At 58.4% G+C, this 19,104-nt stretch carries 13 protein-coding genes and 1 pseudogene; 2 read left to right on the forward strand and 12 right to left on the reverse strand.

All coding sequences use genetic code 11. The features are described from left to right. Positions 1–239: 239 nt before the first annotated feature. Both map and AC4PS7_RS14600 read right to left on the reverse strand, forming a co-directional pair. Positions 240–989: a type I methionyl aminopeptidase gene (gene map, locus AC4PS7_RS14595; protein ID WP_350488017.1), complete on the reverse strand. Its 750-nt coding sequence runs from the start codon at positions 987–989 to the stop codon at positions 240–242. After that, the gene (locus AC4PS7_RS14600; protein WP_010210776.1) at positions 989–1,189 is read right to left on the reverse strand and encodes a ParD-like family protein; all 201 of its coding nucleotides are present in this window, start codon (positions 1,187–1,189) and stop codon (positions 989–991) included. Before AC4PS7_RS14600 ends, map begins: the two co-directional genes overlap by 1 nt. Before the next feature lie 273 nt (positions 1,190–1,462). Here AC4PS7_RS14600 and ilvA point away from each other — a divergent pair, with 273 nt between their 5' ends. Both ilvA and AC4PS7_RS14610 read left to right on the forward strand, forming a co-directional pair. Next, entirely contained in the window at positions 1,463–2,485 is a 1,023-nt protein-coding gene (ilvA, locus tag AC4PS7_RS14605; protein ID WP_010210775.1) for a threonine ammonia-lyase, biosynthetic, read from the forward strand. Between the two features lie 234 nt (positions 2,486–2,719). Then, the gene (locus AC4PS7_RS14610; protein WP_044287058.1) at positions 2,720–2,989 is read left to right on the forward strand and encodes a DUF1652 domain-containing protein; all 270 of its coding nucleotides are present in this window, start codon (positions 2,720–2,722) and stop codon (positions 2,987–2,989) included. A 107-nt stretch (positions 2,990–3,096) separates the two neighbouring features. Here AC4PS7_RS14610 and AC4PS7_RS14615 read toward each other — a convergent pair whose 3' ends face one another. From AC4PS7_RS14615 to AC4PS7_RS14660, 10 genes and pseudogenes are all read right to left on the reverse strand, one after another. Beyond that, positions 3,097–3,366: a DUF2790 domain-containing protein gene (locus AC4PS7_RS14615; protein ID WP_010210772.1), complete on the reverse strand. Its 270-nt coding sequence runs from the start codon at positions 3,364–3,366 to the stop codon at positions 3,097–3,099. 169 nt (positions 3,367–3,535) lie between these two features. After that, positions 3,536–3,772, reverse strand: a pseudogene (locus tag AC4PS7_RS14620) (hypothetical protein); the annotation flags it as partial. Between the two features lie 143 nt (positions 3,773–3,915). Further along, on the reverse strand, positions 3,916–4,854 hold the full coding sequence (locus AC4PS7_RS14625; protein WP_010210764.1) for a carbohydrate kinase family protein: 939 nt from the start codon (positions 4,852–4,854) through the stop codon (positions 3,916–3,918). Between the two features lie 12 nt (positions 4,855–4,866). After that, positions 4,867–6,348, reverse strand: a complete 1,482-nt coding sequence (xylB, locus tag AC4PS7_RS14630) for a xylulokinase (protein WP_045792220.1) — start codon at positions 6,346–6,348, stop codon at positions 4,867–4,869. 141 nt (positions 6,349–6,489) lie between these two features. Then, a complete protein-coding gene (locus AC4PS7_RS14635) occupies positions 6,490–7,971 on the reverse strand; it encodes a mannitol dehydrogenase family protein (protein WP_038453210.1) in 1,482 nt (493 codons plus the stop codon). An 18-nt stretch (positions 7,972–7,989) separates the two neighbouring features. Then, positions 7,990–9,093: an ABC transporter ATP-binding protein gene (locus AC4PS7_RS14640; protein ID WP_010210760.1), complete on the reverse strand. Its 1,104-nt coding sequence runs from the start codon at positions 9,091–9,093 to the stop codon at positions 7,990–7,992. Positions 9,094–9,115: 22 nt separating this feature from the next. Continuing rightward, positions 9,116–9,946, reverse strand: coding sequence for a carbohydrate ABC transporter permease (locus AC4PS7_RS14645; protein WP_010210759.1), 831 nt, complete (start codon positions 9,944–9,946; stop codon positions 9,116–9,118). A 10-nt stretch (positions 9,947–9,956) separates the two neighbouring features. After that, the gene (locus AC4PS7_RS14650; protein WP_029529156.1) at positions 9,957–10,850 is read right to left on the reverse strand and encodes a carbohydrate ABC transporter permease; all 894 of its coding nucleotides are present in this window, start codon (positions 10,848–10,850) and stop codon (positions 9,957–9,959) included. Positions 10,851–11,027: 177 nt separating this feature from the next. Continuing rightward, positions 11,028–12,350: an ABC transporter substrate-binding protein gene (locus AC4PS7_RS14655; protein ID WP_021491768.1), complete on the reverse strand. Its 1,323-nt coding sequence runs from the start codon at positions 12,348–12,350 to the stop codon at positions 11,028–11,030. A gap of 273 nt (positions 12,351–12,623) precedes the next feature. Continuing rightward, positions 12,624–19,025 carry a hypothetical protein gene (locus tag AC4PS7_RS14660; protein WP_492179529.1) on the reverse strand — a complete coding sequence of 2,134 codons (6,402 nt, stop codon included), beginning with the start codon at positions 19,023–19,025 and terminating at the stop codon, positions 12,624–12,626. Between the last annotated feature and the right edge of the window lie 79 nt (positions 19,026–19,104).

A 19,104-nucleotide genomic window follows, 5' to 3' on the forward strand; every position in this document is an offset into this window, starting at 1 on the left:
TGAGAGATCAGTCACCTACCTGCTTTTCTGTGGGAGCTGGCTTGCCAGCGATGCAAACACCTCAGTAATTCAGTTGAGGCCATCGCAGGCAAGCCAGCTCTCACATTTGACTGAAATCGAGAGTAAGAAAAGGGTCAGCTCTAGCGAAGTGCCGAGGGTTGCGGCGAGAGCATTTTTCTTACTTTTGACTGGGCCGGCATTCCGGCTGTTCGAAAGTGAGCCGCCGTATGGGCAACCGTCTAAGTCTGCAGGGTCAGGACTTCAAAGCCATCCGCGGTCACTGCCACCGTGTGCTCCCACTGCGCCGACAGGCTGTTGTCCTTGGTGACCACCGTCCAGCCATCCTTGAGGCTGCGCACTTTCGAGCTGCCCTGGTTGAGCATCGGCTCCACAGTAAACACCATGCCTTCACGCAGCTCCAACCCCGTGCCGGGGCGGCCGAAGTGCAGGACCTGCGGTTCTTCATGCATCTGCCGGCCGATGCCGTGGCCGCAATACTCGCGCACCACGCTGTAGCCGTTGGCCTGCGCATGGCTCTGGATGGCATGGCCGATATCACCCAGGCGGGCGCCGGGCTTGACCTGGCGGATACCGGCCCACATCGCTTCGAAGGTCTTCTCGACCAGGCGCTGGGCCTTGGGCGTAACGCTGCCGATCATGTACATCTTGCTGGAGTCGGCAATGAAGCCACCTTTTTCCAGGGTGATGTCGATGTTGATGATGTCGCCGTCCTTGAGGATTGCCTTGGCGCTGGGCATGCCATGGCATACCACCTCGTTGATCGAGGTGTTGATGGAGAAGGGGTAGTCGTACTGGCCCAGGCTGGCAGGGCGGGCCTTGAGGTCGTTGCGGATAAAGGCTTCGACGGCGGCATCCAGCTCCAGGGTAGAGCGGCCGGTGGCGACAAAACCGTCGAGCATGGTGAAGACCTGGGCCAGCAGGCGCCCGGCTTCACGCATCACGGCCAATTGTGCGGCAGTCTTGATCATCAACTGCGCCCTCGGATCAGGTCAGGTTTGTCCAGCAGCAGTTTGTTGATCAGCTCGTTGTAGGGCAGGTGAGGGTTGAGTTCGGCGAGCAGGCCGATCTTGATCCAGAACTCGGCCTGGGCGTTGATGGAGCGGTCCATCGCTGCGCTGGCCAGGCGTAATTGTTCGTGCAGGTGGTCGGTGATCTTGACGATGCCCATGGTCATCACTGTGCAGTGGGAATATACAAAGCGTATACGTTTCGTATATATAACGTAAACCCCCAGCCGCTAAATGGCGCTTGGCCATTGACTTGATCGCGGGCCGCCGGTTAGTTTCGTCACATGACTTTTCAAGCCTTCCGCAGCCAGCCAAGCATTATTACCGCCATTCCTCATTTGGCGGGATAGCGCACGGCTGTACCCAGACCCGCCCTAGAGGCGGGTTTTGTTTTTCCGTCTCCAGGGTCTTTGACAAAAAGCCAGGAGACATCCATGAGTAGCTGCACCGCGCCTCACACCGCCGACCCGGGACTGCTTGAGCATTACGTGAAGAAGATTCTTGCTGCCCCGGTGTACGACCTGGCGGTGCGTACGCCCTTGCAAGCGGCCCCGGCCTTGTCGGCATTGCTGGGCAACCAGGTGTTGCTCAAGCGCGAAGACTTGCAGCCCACCTTTTCATTCAAGATCCGCGGCGCCTATAACAAGCTGGTGCAGCTCACGCCTGAGCAAAGGGCCCGTGGCGTGGTCACCGCGTCGGCGGGTAACCATGCCCAGGGTGTGGCCCTGGCAGCGCGGGAGTTGGGGATCAAGGCGCGTATCGTGATGCCCGCCAGTACCCCGGAACTCAAGGTGTTGGGCGTACGTTCACGCGGTGCGCAAGCCGTGCTGCACGGCGCGAGTTTTCCTTTTGCCCTGGCCTATGCGCTGCAGTTGGCCGAGTCGTCCGGGTGCACCTTCGTGTCGCCCTTCGACGACCCAGACGTGATCGCCGGCCAAGGCACCGTGGCTATGGAGATCCTGCGCCAACAGCAGGGGCCGCTGGACGCGATCTTCGTGCCGGTGGGCGGTGGTGGCCTGATCGCCGGCGTCGCCGCCTACGTCAAATACCTGCGCCCGGACGTGCGCATCATCGGCGTCGAACCCGAGGGCTCCAGTTGCCTGTTGGCGGCGTTGCGTGCCGGTGAGCGCGTGGTGCTGCCCAGCGTTGACGGGTTTGCCGACGGTACGGCGGTGGCCCAGGTCGGCGCCCACGGGTTCGAGATCTGCCGGGACTGGGTGGATGAAGTCATCACCGTCAGCAATGACGCGTTGTGCAGCGCAATCAAGTTGATCTACGACGACACGCGCTCTATCACCGAGCCTTCCGGGGCGTTGGCGGTGGCGGGCATTCGCCAATACGTCGCCACTCACAACCTGCGCGGGCAGACGCTGGTGGCGATCAATTCCGGAGCGAACATCAACTTCGATAGTTTGCGACATGTTGCCGAAAGGGTCGCTGCGCAAAGTGTCGTTTGACCTTAAGTCCAGGGTTAAACGTTTAATCGTAGCCGTTCGACGACGATCCCATTGACGCTGTTCAACCTCTATAACCAGGCACAGTGCTTATGAGGAAAAGTTACAACGAGCGCTGACTTAGCCGAGTACGCTTGGGTGTTACAAGCGTCTTCCAGGGCCGGCAAGACGCGGCGGGCGAGCGTCCGCCAGATTCATAACAATCTGTTGGCAGTCTCAGAAAAGGAGAGGTTGACCATGCTTTCGGAATTAGAACTTCGCAGCATTATTGAAGGAAGTTTCCTGCCCAGACGGTGCGAATGCACCAAAGCCGAAGATGCCTCGCTGACGATCAAGGTCTACGATGACCGTGACCGCGACCGGGTGGATTTGGAAGTCAAAGGAATCGATGCAGACAAACTCGACAGCAGTCGAGCCATTTGCAACCTGATCACCGGGTTGCGCGAAGACCTCAAGCACACCCACGCACCTACACTGCAACGAGTGGGAGGGCGCGTCTACTATTAGCCGGGGCGAGCTTGCTCGCGAAAATCGGCAACGATAACGCGGGTAGCCTACTACTCAGTGGCGTTTTAAGTGCTTCGTGAGCAAGCTCGGTCCTACGGTGGTTCGCTTCAATTCTGGAAATCGCAGGCATCGGACATCTTCCGATAGCTCACGTCTTCCACCTTGCCTGCCTTGTCCAGAAACTTGATATCGGCCTTGATGACTTTGCATTCGTCGGTCTGGGCTTCGTTCATGGCCAGGACCTTGTCGATGTTCATCGGCAGGCCATAGTGGTAAGGCACGGGTTTCACGGCGGCTGTTTGATCGTCGGCCTGGGCCAGGCCTGACACAGCCGCCAGTGAAAAGGTGGCACCGAGCATCAATGTGCGCAGTTTCATGGTGGTTCTCCGCAAGTGGGTACAGCGTCACTCTCGACTTGCGGGATTAACCATCGATTAATGTTTGCCTGGCTGACAAAACCTTCATCTTCACCAGCTCATGCGCACGCCGGCGGTGCCGCTGACCCCCTCCATCGCGTTGCTGTTCAGGTGGGTGTTGTAGTCTGCCGCCAAGTAGACGCTTACCGTTGATGGTGCCGGTGCCACCTGCAGGCAGCGTCAGGCTGTTATTGCCCAGGAGATCGGTCAGGCCGGCACTGCTGCCGCTGTCGCAGATGGAGGTGTCGTTGCCCGGGCCGGGAGTGAGTGCGCAGGCAGCGTAGGACTGTTGTGGTGTGGTGTACTGCAGTGAGAGAAGGCCGACAGCTAAAACGGCGCGGGTTGATAAACCGTTGCTTTTTTGCATGGGTCTTTCCTGCATTTGTTGTAATTACTGCTCCTGTTTTGGGTTTAGCACAGTTTTCCCGCTTGGCAATGTGTGTATAAACGCGCGCAGGCCACGGAATACGTGGCCTGCGTGGTGGCACATTGCTCATGTTGCTGCTGGGTTCAACTCACCTGGCGGCGGTAAGGCAGGTCTGGACCGGTCTTGGTGCAGGTCAATGCCGCGGCGCGAATCGCAAAGCCCAGCATGGCGTCGATCTGGTCGCGGCTGAGCTGCTGCAGGCCGTCAATCGAGTCAAATTGTTGCTCGGTCAACCAGGCAATCAACGCGGCCTGGAAGGTATCGCCGGCCCCCACCGTATCGGCCATCACCACCTTGACGGCCGGTTGTGACCAGTGGCCGTGCTGGCGACTGAACACACTGGCGCCATCGCCGCCTTGGGTCAGGAACACCAACTGGCAACGGTGCTGCAGCCAACCCTGCAACACGCTTTCCGGGGACTGCTCGGGGTAGAGCAGGTGCAGGTCTTCGTCGCTGACCTTGATCAGGTCGGCATGCTTGACCAACTCTGCCACGCGGTCGCGCCACAGCTGGATATCCGGCTGCGGGTTGAGGCGCACGTTGGGGTCGAGGCTGATCAGGCGCTTGCCGCTTTCGCGCTTGACCAGGCTCAGCAGGGTGTCGCCGATGGGTTGCACCACCAGGGAGAACGAGCCGATATGCAGGCCGCGAATGTCATCACCCAGCTCAGGCAGATGGGCGACTTCCAGCAGTCGGTCGGCGCAGCCTTCACCACGGAAGTTGTACTGCGGTGAGCCATTGGCGCCCACGGCGACCATCGACAAGGTGGTCGGCGCGGCAAATTCCACCAGGAACTGCTCGCTCACGCCCTCATCCTTGAGCACCTGCAATAAGCGGCGACCAAGGAAGTCAGTGGACAAACCGCCGAACAAGCCCGCCTCGATACCCAGGCGGCGCAAGCCTACCGCGACGTTGAACGGCGAACCGCCGGCAATCGCCTTGTAATTGACCTTGGACGCCTGCCCGCTGGCATCTTCCTCGCTGAAAAAATCAAACAGCGCTTCACCACACACCAGATACATAGTCGTTCGCTCTTAAAGGGTTGCCACAAGCTGCTGGTAGCGCTCGTAGGCTTGTTGATATGCGCTGACACTGGCCGCTACCGGCAGCGTACGGCTGGCCGGGTCGACGCTCACGCACTTGTCGCACAGGCTGGCCAGTGATTCGCCGGACTGGCTCCAGGCCGCCTGAATCGCGGCGCCCAGCGCGGCGGCTTCACTTTGTTCGGTGCAGACCACTTCGGTGTTCATGATATCGGCGACCATCTGCCGCCAGATCGGGCTTTTCGAACCGCCACCGATCAAGCGGATGCTCTGGCTTTGCAACCCTGTCTGACGCAGCAAGTCCAGGCCGTAGCGCAGGCCGAAGGTCGTGCCTTCGACCACCGCGCGACACAGATTGGCGCGGGTCAGGTTGGTCATGGTCAGGCCGTGCAGGCTGCCGGTGGCGTGGGGCAGGGCGGGCACGCGTTCGCCGTTGAGAAACGGCAGCATGCTGACGCCGTCCGCGCCAATCGGCGCTTGCTCGACCAAGGCATTGAACGCGGTCAGGTCCAGATCGAAGAGTTCGCGGATCACCCCGGTGGCGTTGGTCAGGTTCATGGTGCAGATCAGCGGCAGCCAGCCACCGCTGGATGAGCAGAACGTGGCGACCGACGCCTGCGGGCTTACGCTCGGCTGGTCGGCAAACGCATACACAGTGCCCGATGAACCCAAGCTCATGGTGATCACGCCAGGGGCAATGTTGCCAGTGCCGATGGCGCCCATCATGTTGTCACCACCACCACTGGAAACGATGGCATTGGGGTTGATGCCCAGGCGTTCGGCAATTGCCGGAAGAATCGTGCCGACGCTTTGATCGGCCTCGATCAGTTGCGGCAAGGCGTTTTCAAGGCGCCCACTTGGGTCGATGTGCTTGAGCAGCGCCACATCCCATTCACGGGTGCGCACGTTGAAGTAGCCGGTGCCTGACGCATCGCCGTATTCCGCGACGGCGCGACCGGTGAGCCAGTAATTGAGGTAGTCGTGGGGCAGCAGGATATGCGCGATACGCGCAAAAATGTCCGGGTGCTGTTCGCGGGTCCACAGCAGCTTGGATACTGTGTAGCCCGGGGCAATCGCCACACCGAGGCGTTCCAGAGAGCCGCTTTCGCCGCCCAGGTGCTGCAAGAGTCGCTCGTTTTCCGGCGCAGTCTCGGTATCGCACCACAGCTTGGCCGGGCGCAGTACGCGGCCCTGGTCATCCAGCAGCACCAAACCATGTTGCTGGCCGGAAACGCCGATGCCGAGGATGTCCTGGCCATCCACGCCCGCCTGTTGCAGGGCGCGGTGGGTGGCTTCGGTAAAGGCGTCCAGCCATTCCTGGGTGTGCTGCTCGCGACGGCCATTGGCGCCGCTGATCAGCGTGTGCGCCGCAGCGCCCAGGCCGAGTACCTTGCCGCTGGAGGCGTCGAGGACGATGGCCTTGGTGCCTTGGGTGCCGCAGTCGATGCCGAGAAACAGGTTTTGCTGGGTCATGAGGATTTGCTCAGCAGTATTGTTTTTTTGGAGTGGAAACCCTATCAACGGTGGGAGCTGGCTTGCCTGCGATGGCGGTGGTCCGGTTAGCCATGATGTGACTGATAGATCGTTATCGCAGGCAAGCCAGCTCCCACCTATTTAATTCGGTTTCTTCAGTAGATGTTGCAGTGTTGCGGTGACGCCGTTGTCACGCAAGCTGACAAAGCAGCGCTCGAAAGCTGCCACAAACCCAGGCGAGTTGGGAATAGCCGTACCAAAAATCTCTTCCACCGCCAACAGGCGTTGGCTGATCAGCGCGTCATCACTCACCAGCCCCTGGCAAAACTCAGCCCGCGGATCCGGGATCTTGTAGCTCACCCCGTTTTCATCCACACCTTTCAAATACAACGCCCAGGCCGCCACCACCAGCGCGGCGCGCTCAGTCTCGCGGCCATCGGCGATCAACCGGTTAATGGTCGGTACGGTGAACTTGGGAAACTTCGACGAGCCATCCGAACACACGCGCTCCAACTGATCGGCAATCGCCTGGTTGGAGAAGCGATCCACCAGCGTCTGCTTGTAGTCCGTCAGGTCGATGCCCGGCACCGGTGCCAGGTTCGGCGTGACGTCCAGGTCCATGTAGGCGCGCATGTAGGCGACAAACACCGGATCGTTCATGGTCTCGTGCACAAACCGATAACCCTTGAGAAACCCCAGGTAGGTCAGCGCCAGGTGGCTGCCGTTGAGCAGGCCGATCTTCATTTCTTCATAGGGGGTGACGTCATCGGTGAACTGCACGCCGACCGTTTCCCAGGCCGGGCGACCGTTGACGAACTTGTCCTCCAGCACCCATTGCACAAAGGGTTCGCACACCACCGGCCAGGCATCGTCGATGCCGTGATCATCATGCAATTGCAGGCGGTGCGCGGTGCTGGTCATCGGCGTGATGCGGTCGACCATGGCATTCGGGAAACTCACGTTGGCCTTGATCCAGTCGTGCAGTTCGGCATTGTGCAGGGCGGCGAAGGCCAGCAGCGCCTTGCGCGTCACGGCGCCGTTGTGCGGCAGGTTATCGCAGGACATCACGGTAAATGCCGGAGTGCCGGCGGCGCGGCGTTTGGTCAACGCGGCACAGATAAAGCCGAACACGGTTTTCGGTGCGCTCGGGTGCGCCAAATCATGCTGGATCTGCGGCAGGTGGGCCATGAACTCACCGTTGCTGTCGTCGATGCAGTAGCCGCCTTCGGTGATGGTCAGCGAGACGATACGGATTGCCGGGTCAGCCAGCTTGTCGATCAACGCCTGGGCGCCATCTTCGGCCAGCAGCATGTCGCTGATCGAGCCGATCACACGCACTTCGGTGTCGTCGGTATCGCCCAGTTCATACAGGGTGAACAGGTAGTCCTGGCCGGCCAGGTCGTCGCGGGCCTTGCGGTCTTCGGCCCGCAGGCCGACGCCGCAGATGCTCCAGTCCAGGCCAACGCCGGTGTTCATCAGGGCGTCGGTGTAATACGCCTGATGTGCGCGATGGAAGCCACCGACGCCGATATGGGCGATGCCCTGCGTGGTACTGGCGATCTCATAGGTGGGCAGCTTCACTTGCAGTGCCAACTGGGCGAGGTTCTGTTTATTCAGTTTCATCAGCAAAGTCTCGCGAAATCAGGCGGCAGCGCGCAGTGGGCGGGCCACGGCAACACCGTCGGTGTCGAACAGATGGCAGTGCGCCGGGTCCAGGTGCAGGTGCAGCGTCTCGCCGTACTGGCTGGCCATGTCGCCGCGAATCCGCATGGTCAGCGGTTCGCCATTGGCGGTGATGACATGGCAGAAGGTGTCGCTGCCCAGGCGTTCGCCGACGTCGGCGGTGACGGTCAGGGTGGTTTGGCCCGGGGAGGCAATTTCCAGATGTTCCGGACGAATGCCCAGGGTCACTGCACTGCCCACGCTCAAGGTGGCGCCACTCAGCGGCAGGTTGATCAACGTGCCAGCGTCCAACTGCACTTCGCAGCTTTGGCTTTCAACACGGGTGACTTTGCCCTTGAGGAAACCCATCTTCGGCGTGCCGAGGAAACCCGCCACAAACAGGTTGGCTGGCTGGTGGTACAACTCCAGCGGCGAGCCGACTTGCTCGATACGGCCACTGTTCAGCACCACCACCTTGTCGGCCAGGGTCATGGCTTCAACCTGATCGTGGGTCACGTAGATCATGGTCGCTTGCAGCTCTTTATGCAGGCGCGCCAGTTCCAGGCGCATCTGTACGCGCAGGGCGGCGTCGAGGTTGGACAGCGGTTCGTCGAACAGGAAGATCTTCGGGTTGCGCACAATCGCGCGACCGATGGCCACACGCTGGCGCTGGCCACCGGACAACTGCTTGGGCTTGCGCTCCAGCAACGGTCCCAGTTCCAGGATGCGTGCCGCCTCGCTGACCTTGCTCTCCACCAGCTTCTTGTCGACACCGGCCAGGTCCAGGGCAAACGACATGTTCTTGCGCACGCTCATGTGCGGGTACAGCGCGTAGGTCTGGAACACCATCGCCAGGTCACGCTTGGCCGGGGTCACTTCAGTGATGTCGCGGCCATCCAGTTCGATGGTGCCTTCGCTGACTTCTTCCAGGCCGGCGATCAGGCGCAGCAGGGTGGATTTACCGCAGCCCGACGGGCCGACGAACACCACGAATTCCTTGTCGTTCACTTCCAGGTCGATGCCTTTGATGATCGAGAAGCCTTCGAAGCCTTTTTGCAGATTCTTGATTTTCAGGTTGGCCATGATGAGCCTCCGCTAGGAATTATTATTTAACGGCGCCAAAGGACAAACCGCGCACCAGCTGTTTCTGGCTGATCCAGCCAAAGATCAGGATCGGTGCGCAGGCTAGGGTCGAGACGGCGGACAATTTGGCCCAGAACAAGCCTTCGGGGCTGGAGTAGGAGGCGATCAATGCGGTCAACGGCGCGGCGCTGGAGGAGGTCAGGTTCAGCGACCAGAACGCCTCGTTCCAGCACAGGATCAGCGACAGCAATACGGTGGACGCCAGGCCGCCTTTGGCAATCGGCAACAGCACGCGGACCATCTCTTGCCACAGGGTCGCGCCATCCAGGCGGGCGGCTTCGAGGATGTCCTTGGGAATGTCCTTGAAGTAGGTGTAAACCATCCACACCACAATCGGCAGGTTGATCAGGGTGTAGATGATGATCAGCGCAATGCGTGTATCCAGCAGGCCAAAGCTCTTGGCCAGCAGGTAGATCGGCATCAGCACGCCCACGGGTGGCAGCATCTTGGTGGACAGCATCCACAGCAACGTGCCTTTGGTGCGCTGGGTCTCGTAGAACGCCATGGAGTAGGCGGCCGGCACCGAGATCAGTAGGCAAAGCGCCGTTGCGCTGAAGGAAATCAGCACCGAGTTCCACGCATAGCTGAAGTAGTTGCTGCGCTCGTTGATGTGCAGGTAATTCTCCAGCGTCGGCGTGAAGATGAACTGCGGCGGCGTGGCGAACGCGTCGATTTCGGTCTTGAAGCTGGTCAGCACCATCCAGAAGATCGGGAAGAAAATCAGGATCGCGATGGCCCAGGCCAGGGTGCCGAGCAACAGGCTTTGCAGGCGGCGGGATTGTTGAAGCGTCATGGCGCGGCCCTCAAGGCTTGTCAGTCAGGTTTTTGCCGATCATCCGCACCAGGATGATCGCCGCGATATTGGCGATGACCACGGCAATCAAGCCGCCGGCCGAAGCCATGCCCACGTCGAACTGCACCAGCGCCTGGTTGTAGATCAGGTAGGCGAGGTTGGTCGAGGCGTAGCCGGGGCCGCCGTTGGTGGTGGTGAAGATTTCAGCGAACACCGAGAGCAGGAAGATCGTCTCGATCATCACCACCACGGCAATCGGGCGGGCCAGGTGCGGCAGGGTCAGGTGCCAGAAGATCGCGATGGCGCCGGCACCGTCCAGGCGCGCGGCTTCCTTTTGTTCCTGGTCGAGGGACTGCATGGCGGTCATCAACAACAGGATCGCGAAGGGGAGCCACTGCCACGACACAATGATGATGATCGACAGCAGCGGGTAGTGCGCCAGCCAGTCCACCGGCTCGGCGCCGAAGAACTTCCAGACGGCGGCAAGAATCCCCGAGACCGGGTGGAAAATCAGGTTTTTCCAGATCAACGCACCGACGGTGGGCATGATGAAGAACGGCGAGATCAGCAACACCCGCACCAGGCCGCGGCCGAGGAACTCACTGGCCTCCAGCAGGGCACTGATCAACACGCCGAACACCACGCTGATCAGCAGCACGCTGCCCACCAGCAGTAAGGTATTGGTGGCGCCGGGCAGGAACCCCGAATCGGTGATGAAATAGGTGAAGTTCTCCAGCCCCACGAACTCGTTTTCGCCGGGGTAGAGCAGGTTGTAGCGGATCAACGAAAAGTACAGGGTCATGCCAAGCGGCACGATCATCCACAGCAGCAGCAAGGCCACCGAGGGGCTGACGAGGAACCAGCCGGGGTTGGCCAGGCGGTTTTTGGGTGTGGTTGTATTCATGGTGATCAAAGCCAGTCGATTACATGCAGAACCAGAGTCGGAGCGCGATCAAATGTGGGAGCTGGCTTGCCTGCGATGGCATCATCTCGGTGTAACTGACAGACCGAGTTGTCTGCATCGCAGGCAGGCCAGCTCCCACAAAAGCCCTGCTCCCACATTTATGGTGGTGAGCCTGGACTATTTGGGATAACCCGCCCGCTTCATTTCACGCTCGGTGGTGGTCTGTGCGGCGGTCAATGCTGCATCCACCGTCTGCTGACCGGTCAGTGCGCCCGAGAAGAACTTGCCGACCTGGGTACCAATCGCCTGGAACTCAGGAATGGTCACCAACTGGATACCGATATACGGCACCGGCTTGAGTGTCGGCTTGGTCGGGTCTGCGACTTTCAGCGATTCGAGGGTCACCTTGGCAAACGGCGCGGCCTTCATGTACTCGTCGCTGTAGGTGGATTTGCGCGTGCCTGGCGGTACGTTGGCAATGCCGTCGGTCTTGGCCACCAGCTCGCCATATTCCTTGGAGGTTGCCCAACTGGTGAACACCTTGGCGTCATCCTTGGCCTTGGAGCTGGTCGGAATGGCCAGGCTCCAGGAGTACAGCCACGAAGTGCCTTTGTCGGTCTTCTCGTGGGGTGCAAAGGTAAAACCGACATGGTCAGCCACTTTGCTTTGGGTCTTGTCGGTGACGAATGAGCCGGCCACGCTGGCATCGACCCAGATCGCGCACTTGCCGCTGTTGAACAGCGCCAGGTTTTCATTGAAACCGTTGCTGGAAGCACCCGGCGGGCCGGATTTCTTCATATTGTCGACGTAGAAGTTCAGCGCGTCTTTCCATTCAGGACCGTTGAATTCCGGTTGCCACTTCTCGTCAAACCAGCGCGCACCGTAGCCGTTGGCCAGGGTGGTGATCAGCGCCATGTTCTCGCCCCAACCGGCTTTGCCGCGCAGGCACAGGCCGTATTGCTCTTTGGTCTTGTCGGTGAGTTTGCTGGCGAATTCGCCGATCTGCGTCCAGGTCGGATGCTCAGGCATGGTCAGCCCGGCGTCCTTGAACAGGTCGGTGCGGTAGTAGGTGATCGAGCTTTCGGCGTAGAACGGCAGGGCATACAGCGAGCCCTTGACGGACAAACCGTCACGCACCGAAGGGAACACATCATCGAGGTCGTAGGACGCCGGCAGATCCTTCATCGGCTCCAGCCAGCCCTTGGCGCCCCAGAGTGCAGCTTCGTACATGCCGATGGTCAACACATCGAACTGCCCGCCCTGGGTGGCGATGTCGGTGGTGAGGCGCTGGCGCAGCACGTTTTCTTCGAGCACCACCCAGTTCAGCTTGATCTCCGGGTGCTCGGCCTCGAAGGTTTTCGAGAGCTTTTGCATGCGGATCATGTCGCTGTTGTTGACGGTGGCAATGGTCAGGGTCTGCGCGCCAAAGCTGACGGCGCTGAGGGTCATGCAGGTCATCATGCAGGTAGAGGCAAGCAGTGCTTTTGCTGTGAACTTCATCGCGCACTCCATTTCCGCGCCCAGGGGGCTACAGAAGGACAGTTATTGTTGTTGTGTCTTCCTACAGGTTGTCAGGAAGAGTGTGCGTTGATTACAGCCTTCTAAAGGCGATGTGACAAATCCTTGGGAACACTGGTACTGATACTTTTTTGCACTTCATTCGCGGCTGGGTAAAACGTTTCAGTGATTGTTCAGGCGAAGGCATAGGCCCGGCGGGCCTGGGCAAAAAAAGCGCTGCTATCGGATTGCGTGCACTTTTCGCCCGGCGAGGGATCAGGGGTTGATATAACCGTGAGGATAGGGGGTCTTCGGTTTCACGATAAGAGCATCCATCCAGTTCTTTTCCAGTGGGCTTATAGGCTTGTTGCCCTCGACTATTTTTATGCCATGGCGCTCCCACTGAGTCATGACCTCTTTCAGTTTTTGCGTGTACTCCCGAGCGGGGCTGGCAATACCGGCCCACGGGTCGACAATCCAGGCATCCGCCCATTCCGGTTCCGAGAAGTCGACTGTTCCTGCAGGTATCGCGGACGGGCCGCCTACCACGGTAAATGCATGAGCGTCTGAGGCTTTCCATTCGTAGGCATTGCCACCGCTCTTTTTGATGATGTCCCTCGACAGCAGGGCCATTTCTCCGCAATTGCCGGCGCCGGCTTTCAAAATTATGTCAGAGCGATTCCGCGCACTGCTGGGAATGCTTCGACGCAACCATTCGACGGTCTGGTTGGCGGCGTCTGCGCGCGCAATATCCGATGCTGAGCGTATCTGATTGCCTGGGCCTAGCCCGGTGGCCGTCATGGAACGGGTCACCGTGTCTTTTACCTGCTGCGCCAGGAATTTGTTCTGCTGCTCGGCTGTTAAGGTCGAGAAGTTCGCGGGAGTCGTCAAAGCGGTTACTTGATTTGGCTTCAGGGCGATATTCGTCTTGCCAATCGCTTCGCTACGTTGCAATTGATAGAGCACCTCGCGCTGTTGCTCCTTCGTCATGTTTTTAACGAAGGCACCTAACTCATCGACATCTTTTTTCTGGTAACCCGACCGCTTCAGTTCTGCCAGCGCCGAGTCCAGTTTGGGCAGGGCGATGAATTCGGCATCCAGTGGTGTTCTGGACACACCTTGGCGGATGCTGAATTTATTCCGATAACCATTGACGAGCGATATGTCGTCGGGTGTGGTTCTAAAGAATTTGAGTTCGCCGGATGACGCTGTATTCAGTTTCGCGTAATAAAACTGTGCGGTGTCCGCCTCGATCACAAGGTACTTTTGGGTGTCCCCAGGCGTTCGACCGTTAACGATGACCGCACGAACTTCGCGCTTGTCGTCACTTATATCGCTGATGCTGTTGAGCTTGATAACACGCGTTTCCTGGTTCAGTGCTTCGTTGGTTTGCCCAACGTAAAAGCCAAACTGTGGATCATGTTTGATGCTGCCGGTGATCAGCGATTTGTAAGTGATGGGCTGCTTGTCCAAGGTCGGGTGAAGGTGTGGCCCCGTTTCGCCATCAATCACTTTGTAGCGGCGTCGTTCGAAGACGACAAATTGATCCTTTCTCAGAAATTTCGACGGCGAGGGGAACAAGCGAACATGCTCGAGCGCTTGCAACTCCTGGGTCAATTCGTTGGGCGTGTTCTCAACGATTTTGGAGAAGCACGTGTCATTGGTGCCGCGTTTGGCTCTGCCGCCGACGGACGGTGCCTCACAGATCGCCTCGAAATTATCCAAGGGCCTAAAGTGGTCGGCCGACTCCAAGTCCGTGAGCACATTGGGATTTTTGACGTCGTAACGGTATACCTTGCCCTCATTGACCAGGTCGAAGCCCTTGGCGCGGGGGAGGGTGTACGCATCGGTGGCCAGGGGCTTTTCAGTGACCAGGGCTTGAGTGCCGCTGGAGAACGTCTCCTTACGCAGAGGGGCTGAGGTATCCGAGATAAAACCTTCCAAGGCGGGGCCATAAGCCGCCTGTGTCCTGGCGTCGTAGGCGTACCAATTACCGTCTTGGAATACCGTGCTGACCTTGACTTGGTTGTGGGTGCCGGAGCGTATGACCCTGCCCTCGGCCATATCTGCCGTTTGCACTGCAAGGTGGCTTTCCTGCATTCGGCTCAATGTGTTGATCGAATTCGAGGTGCTGGCGGCAGTTATATCCTTGAGAGCAATGTCCTCGGCTTCATCTGCGCCAAACTTTTCGACAAACTTGGCAGAGACCTTGGCCGTCGCCCACGCAGCACCTGTTTTTGCTAGCGTCCATATTTTCCCAGCGCCTTCGGTAGCCACATAGAGCGCGATATCAACGAGCAGGTCACCTGCTGCTTTGGCGTATTCACCGTGATAAAGATCTTCAAGGCTGCTGCTGCCTGGAATGGCGCGTAAGAGGCCTTTGAAGAAGTCGCTGGGTTCTACGCCATGTTCAACTGCATTGTGCAATCCACGGTGGCTACCGACAAACGTACTTTTGCGCAGGTAGACCGTGTCAACCAGCACCTTGGCGAGGTCCTCCATTCTGTTGCTGTCGTAAACGGAAGATGCGTCACTTGCACTGCGTTCAAGGAAGCGCCTTTCACGTAACTCAGGGCGTTTGTCACCGTCTGTGGTCTCGTTGAGGATAAATTGTTCGCTTTCCCTTAATACAACATCGCAGGTGACGCCCTGTTTGGGCTCCGTGCCGTTTTTGAGCGCATCCATGTCGAGAGCCACGCTGACTTTTTTGTCTAGCGGCGTTGATGGATCAATGTCGGGAATTCTGACTATTTGCCCGGTTGCCGGATAGACCGCGAAATCCCGCCTCACGCCTTCGTAGACGGACGTGATGATGATGCCACTGGCGGTCCCTTCCACTTGCAGAAGTTCCACCGTTCCAAAGTTAAGGCTATTGCGCTCCTCCAACGGCAACTTGCTGAGCATGTCTTTGAACAGGGAAATCGTATGGCGCCTGCGCGGGGTGAAGTCTTCCTGGATGGCGTTGTCGAATTGCGCGTTGATATCTGGCAACTCGTGTGCTTTTTTGCGCAGGTCTTCGACGTTCAGGCCTGGTTGTTGTGTACTCCAACTTTCACCCAGGCGGCCAGCCTCATAGACCTCGACGATGCTTGCGTTAATACCGGAAAAGATCCCGCCCGCCACCTTTTCCCATAGAACCGGCCTCTCAAAATCGATGCTTGCGCCAAACTTTTCTTTCAATGCCGCCAGGGCCATGGCCCTTCTGCTTGGGGGGGCGACGGTTCGCAGGTAACGTTTGGCTTGCGAGGTCTCATTGATCTGAGTATTGAGTTTTTCCTGGCTGTCGTTCAGCTGCTCGAGGCTATATTCGTCGTTGTTGTTTTTCCCAAGATGGTTATTGATGACGGCCCAATCAATCACTGGGTTCAGTTGGGCGACGGCCTGCAGGCGGTTTTCCTCTGCTGAAATGGGCTTGATGTTATGAAAGTCCATGACTTGCTGGTAAGTCATGTTCGCGCTGGCACCGGCGGCTATCAGTTCGATTCGATTTACCGCACTTGAAAAGTTGACCCATTCTGGGGAACCAAGCTTCAACGTCGACGGTAGGTCTTTGACCAGCAAATGTGGCGCTGCACCGGACATCAATAGGCGGGTGACTGCCGGACGAAGGTGGGTCGGGACCTGTTGGGTATCAGCCAAATGTTGGCTTAAAAGCTCACTGAGCTTGCCAGCGCCTAAGCCCCAGTTCGCAGGCCACATGAAGTCGAAACCTGCAACGCGATTGCGCTGGGTGCCGGCCGTTGGATCAAGCGCTAGCACAAGCGCGGTCAATAGCCATTGCTTTAGGCTGGTTGGGGTAGCAGCGCCCTTCATTGCGGTTTGCAAGTGTGTGGCGAGCTCCAGGGCGATGTCACTGGAGAGAAGTTGTTGCAGTGCCTGATCAGGGTCGCTGCTCAGGTTGGAAACGCCGGAACTCAAGAAGCTGAGAAGGGTGCTGTGGTTTCCAATAGACGTTTTGACGAGCTCACCCACCGCGCTGCGTTGCTCAGCACTCAACGGTAAGTCAGTGGACAAGAAGCCCCATTGGTTGCCCAGGGCAGGTGCCTGCGGGATCTGGGTTTGCAACGCCTGTAACAAATTATCGACCTGTGCGGCCGACGTGGCGCCATACCAGCCGTGGTCTGACAGAAACTTCTGGAGTGTCGTGGTGCCCTTGGGCTGGTGGCTAGAGTCCGGATCCACCGTAAAGCGGGTTGTGGCGTCGTTATCAACATTCCCGAATTTAAGCTGATGAATCAGCGCATGCCTGTCATTGCTGTCGCCTAACGCGATTTTGCGCTGGTTCAACCAGCTCACGATTTTCCCTGGGTTTTCAGGTGGCGTTGGAAATGCCAATGTTCGGCCCATCAGCTCCGTATGGCGTGTGAACGCCTCGCTGTCGTAGTCGGTACTGATGGAATAAAAATTGGCCAACCATTCAAAGGATGCGCTGCTGTCGTTGGCCTGAGCCAGCGTGATCGGTTTTCCATGTGCGGTGAATGCCTCGGCAGCGGTCAACACTGGGGTGAGTACGTCAAAATGCTGTTCCGGGTATCTTTTCGTAAAATCAGTGGCTGTAAAGCGTTGCTCAACGCCGTTGACCTTACCGATCAGTGCGCGGTCCGTTGGGTCAAAGCGCAAGGTACTTAGGTCGATGCCCTGTTTCGCGGCCCACTCGGTAAAGCCGCTGCTTTTCAGGGCTTTGTCCAAGTAAGCGCGCCATTGTCCGAACAGGCTGTTGGCCGGGACCGGCTCAACCTTTTTTGAGGCAGGGGGCGTCGGGTCGCTCTTGAGCTCAAGCATCACGCGATGCGCAGTGCCGACCAGTTCGCCTTCGGCGCGTGCCAGGATGTCTTCTGGGGTGTCGAGGTCTGGTGCCGCGTTTACGGGCGGTGCGGGGTCGCTCTGTGGCACATTGACCTTGGCTGCCGCCGCCAGGGTTTCAAGCGGCGAAAGGTTCATTGGCTTCCCAGTGAGCTGTGAGATGACGGCCTGCTGCACCTCGCGCACGCTGAGCGAGCGGGCATCGTCAGTGGGTGTACCCACCAATGCCTTGAAGCCGTCGACTTGGGTGATTTCGGCACTTCTGCGCAGACTCCCTTCGCGCGCTCTTCGCGCCCAGCCAGGGTTAGGAGCGTCATTTTGAGGCGGTCCTTCTTCCGCGTAAAAACGCAGCACCTCTGAAACCTCTGCAGAGTGTGCACTCGGGTAGAAGACGTAATCGCCTGAGCCTGTCGCCATACGTTCTACCGCCAGTTGTACTTGCGGCCAGACCTCGGACCAACCGGAGAGGTCGTTCAACACGAATGTGGTTTCGACGCCATTGACTGTGCCTTTTAAGGCCCCGTCCGCCGCATTGATCCGGACGCTCGACACTTCAAGATTTTTTTCCTGTGCGAACGCTGTAAAAGCAACGCCGTTCAGCACATCCTTAAGGTTGTTACGTACCAGGTTGAAGGTCGAATATTCGGGCAGTTCTTCAATCTTGATCCCAAACAACTTGCCCATCGCTTGGCTGCTCAGGCGGGCCAGGGCCTGATCGGCGTCCTTGACCTTTTGTGCCACCGATGCGGGCTCGAAACCGGCCAGTAGTCGGCTCAACTGAGGCGGTGGCAGGTTTGCGACGTGTTGTTTTGCCTCTCTTTGGCGCTGTTGGACTGGGGCGTATTGAGCCGCGTAGTAGGTATCGGTGTTACTTATCGAATGGAAGTTTCTCTCTTTCATCAGCCAGTCGATCGCTATCAGCGTGTCGTCGCTGTTGTAGCGGGGCGCGCGCTCCAGATAAAAGCTTGCGACGTCCTCCGCGGGTGCATGCTCGCGGTCGTGGAACGTGATGTCCCCGCGCATTTTTCTTGCCGCAGTCAAAACCGCAGATGAAGCGGCGGCCCATTCAGGATTTTGTGCCAAAGAGAAGCTGAAGGTTTGATTGTTCCTCTGGCCGGTCAGGTCTCCATTGGCCTTAATGACAAGACTGGAAATATCAATGCCTTTGGTTTGGGCAAAGGTTTTGAAAGGCACCGCGTCGAGCGCGTCAGCCAGTTCGTTCCAGGCGAGGCCGAACGTTGAGCTGGGCGGTACAGCAATTGGGACTGCACGAGCAGGGTTGTATGGGATTGCATCCACCCGAATGCGGATCAAATAATTGGCAAAATTAATCGCCAGTTGGCTGTCGCTGTCTTCAACCAGAGCATTGGCGAACTGCTGGATCGAGGTGTTACCCGCGTTTTGCGCAGGGTGGGCGTTTTGCAGGTCTCGGCGAACTCGAGAAAAACCAATGCCGTTGTTGGGCATGGCACGCGCCGGGCTTTGGAGTATGTCGTCAATCAGTTGGGTGTAGGTTTTTTGCGGATTGAGCGCGCTCGGCTGGTTCAGGAGCCGTTCGACTTCGTTGTGCAGTGCTCTTTCGTCTGTGAGTGTCTCACCGGCGCCTTGTATCAATTGACTGATCTGTTCGGCCAGACTTGGCTGCTCGTCGGTCACCGTGTATCTGAGCAGGTCAAGTATTCGCTGCGGGGCGTGTTTCGGCATATCGACTGCGTATTCGGGCTGCGGGCGGTCTCTATGCCTGTTTTGACGAGCCTGAAAAAGTCTGATGACGTTGGAGGCCACCGAATGTTCATCGGCTGCGTGCAGGCTTTGTAGTGTGGGGGCCGTGGGCGTAATAGAGGTGGCCAAGCGAACGCGGTGAACGCCAGTCATAAGTGGAGGGCCTTATATCTGTGTGTGAACATACGCCATCCAACGAATGAAAAAGAAGCGTTGGGCGTGTGTTCACTAA

It is taken from the genome of Pseudomonas sp. DW-iso3, assembly GCF_058725305.1.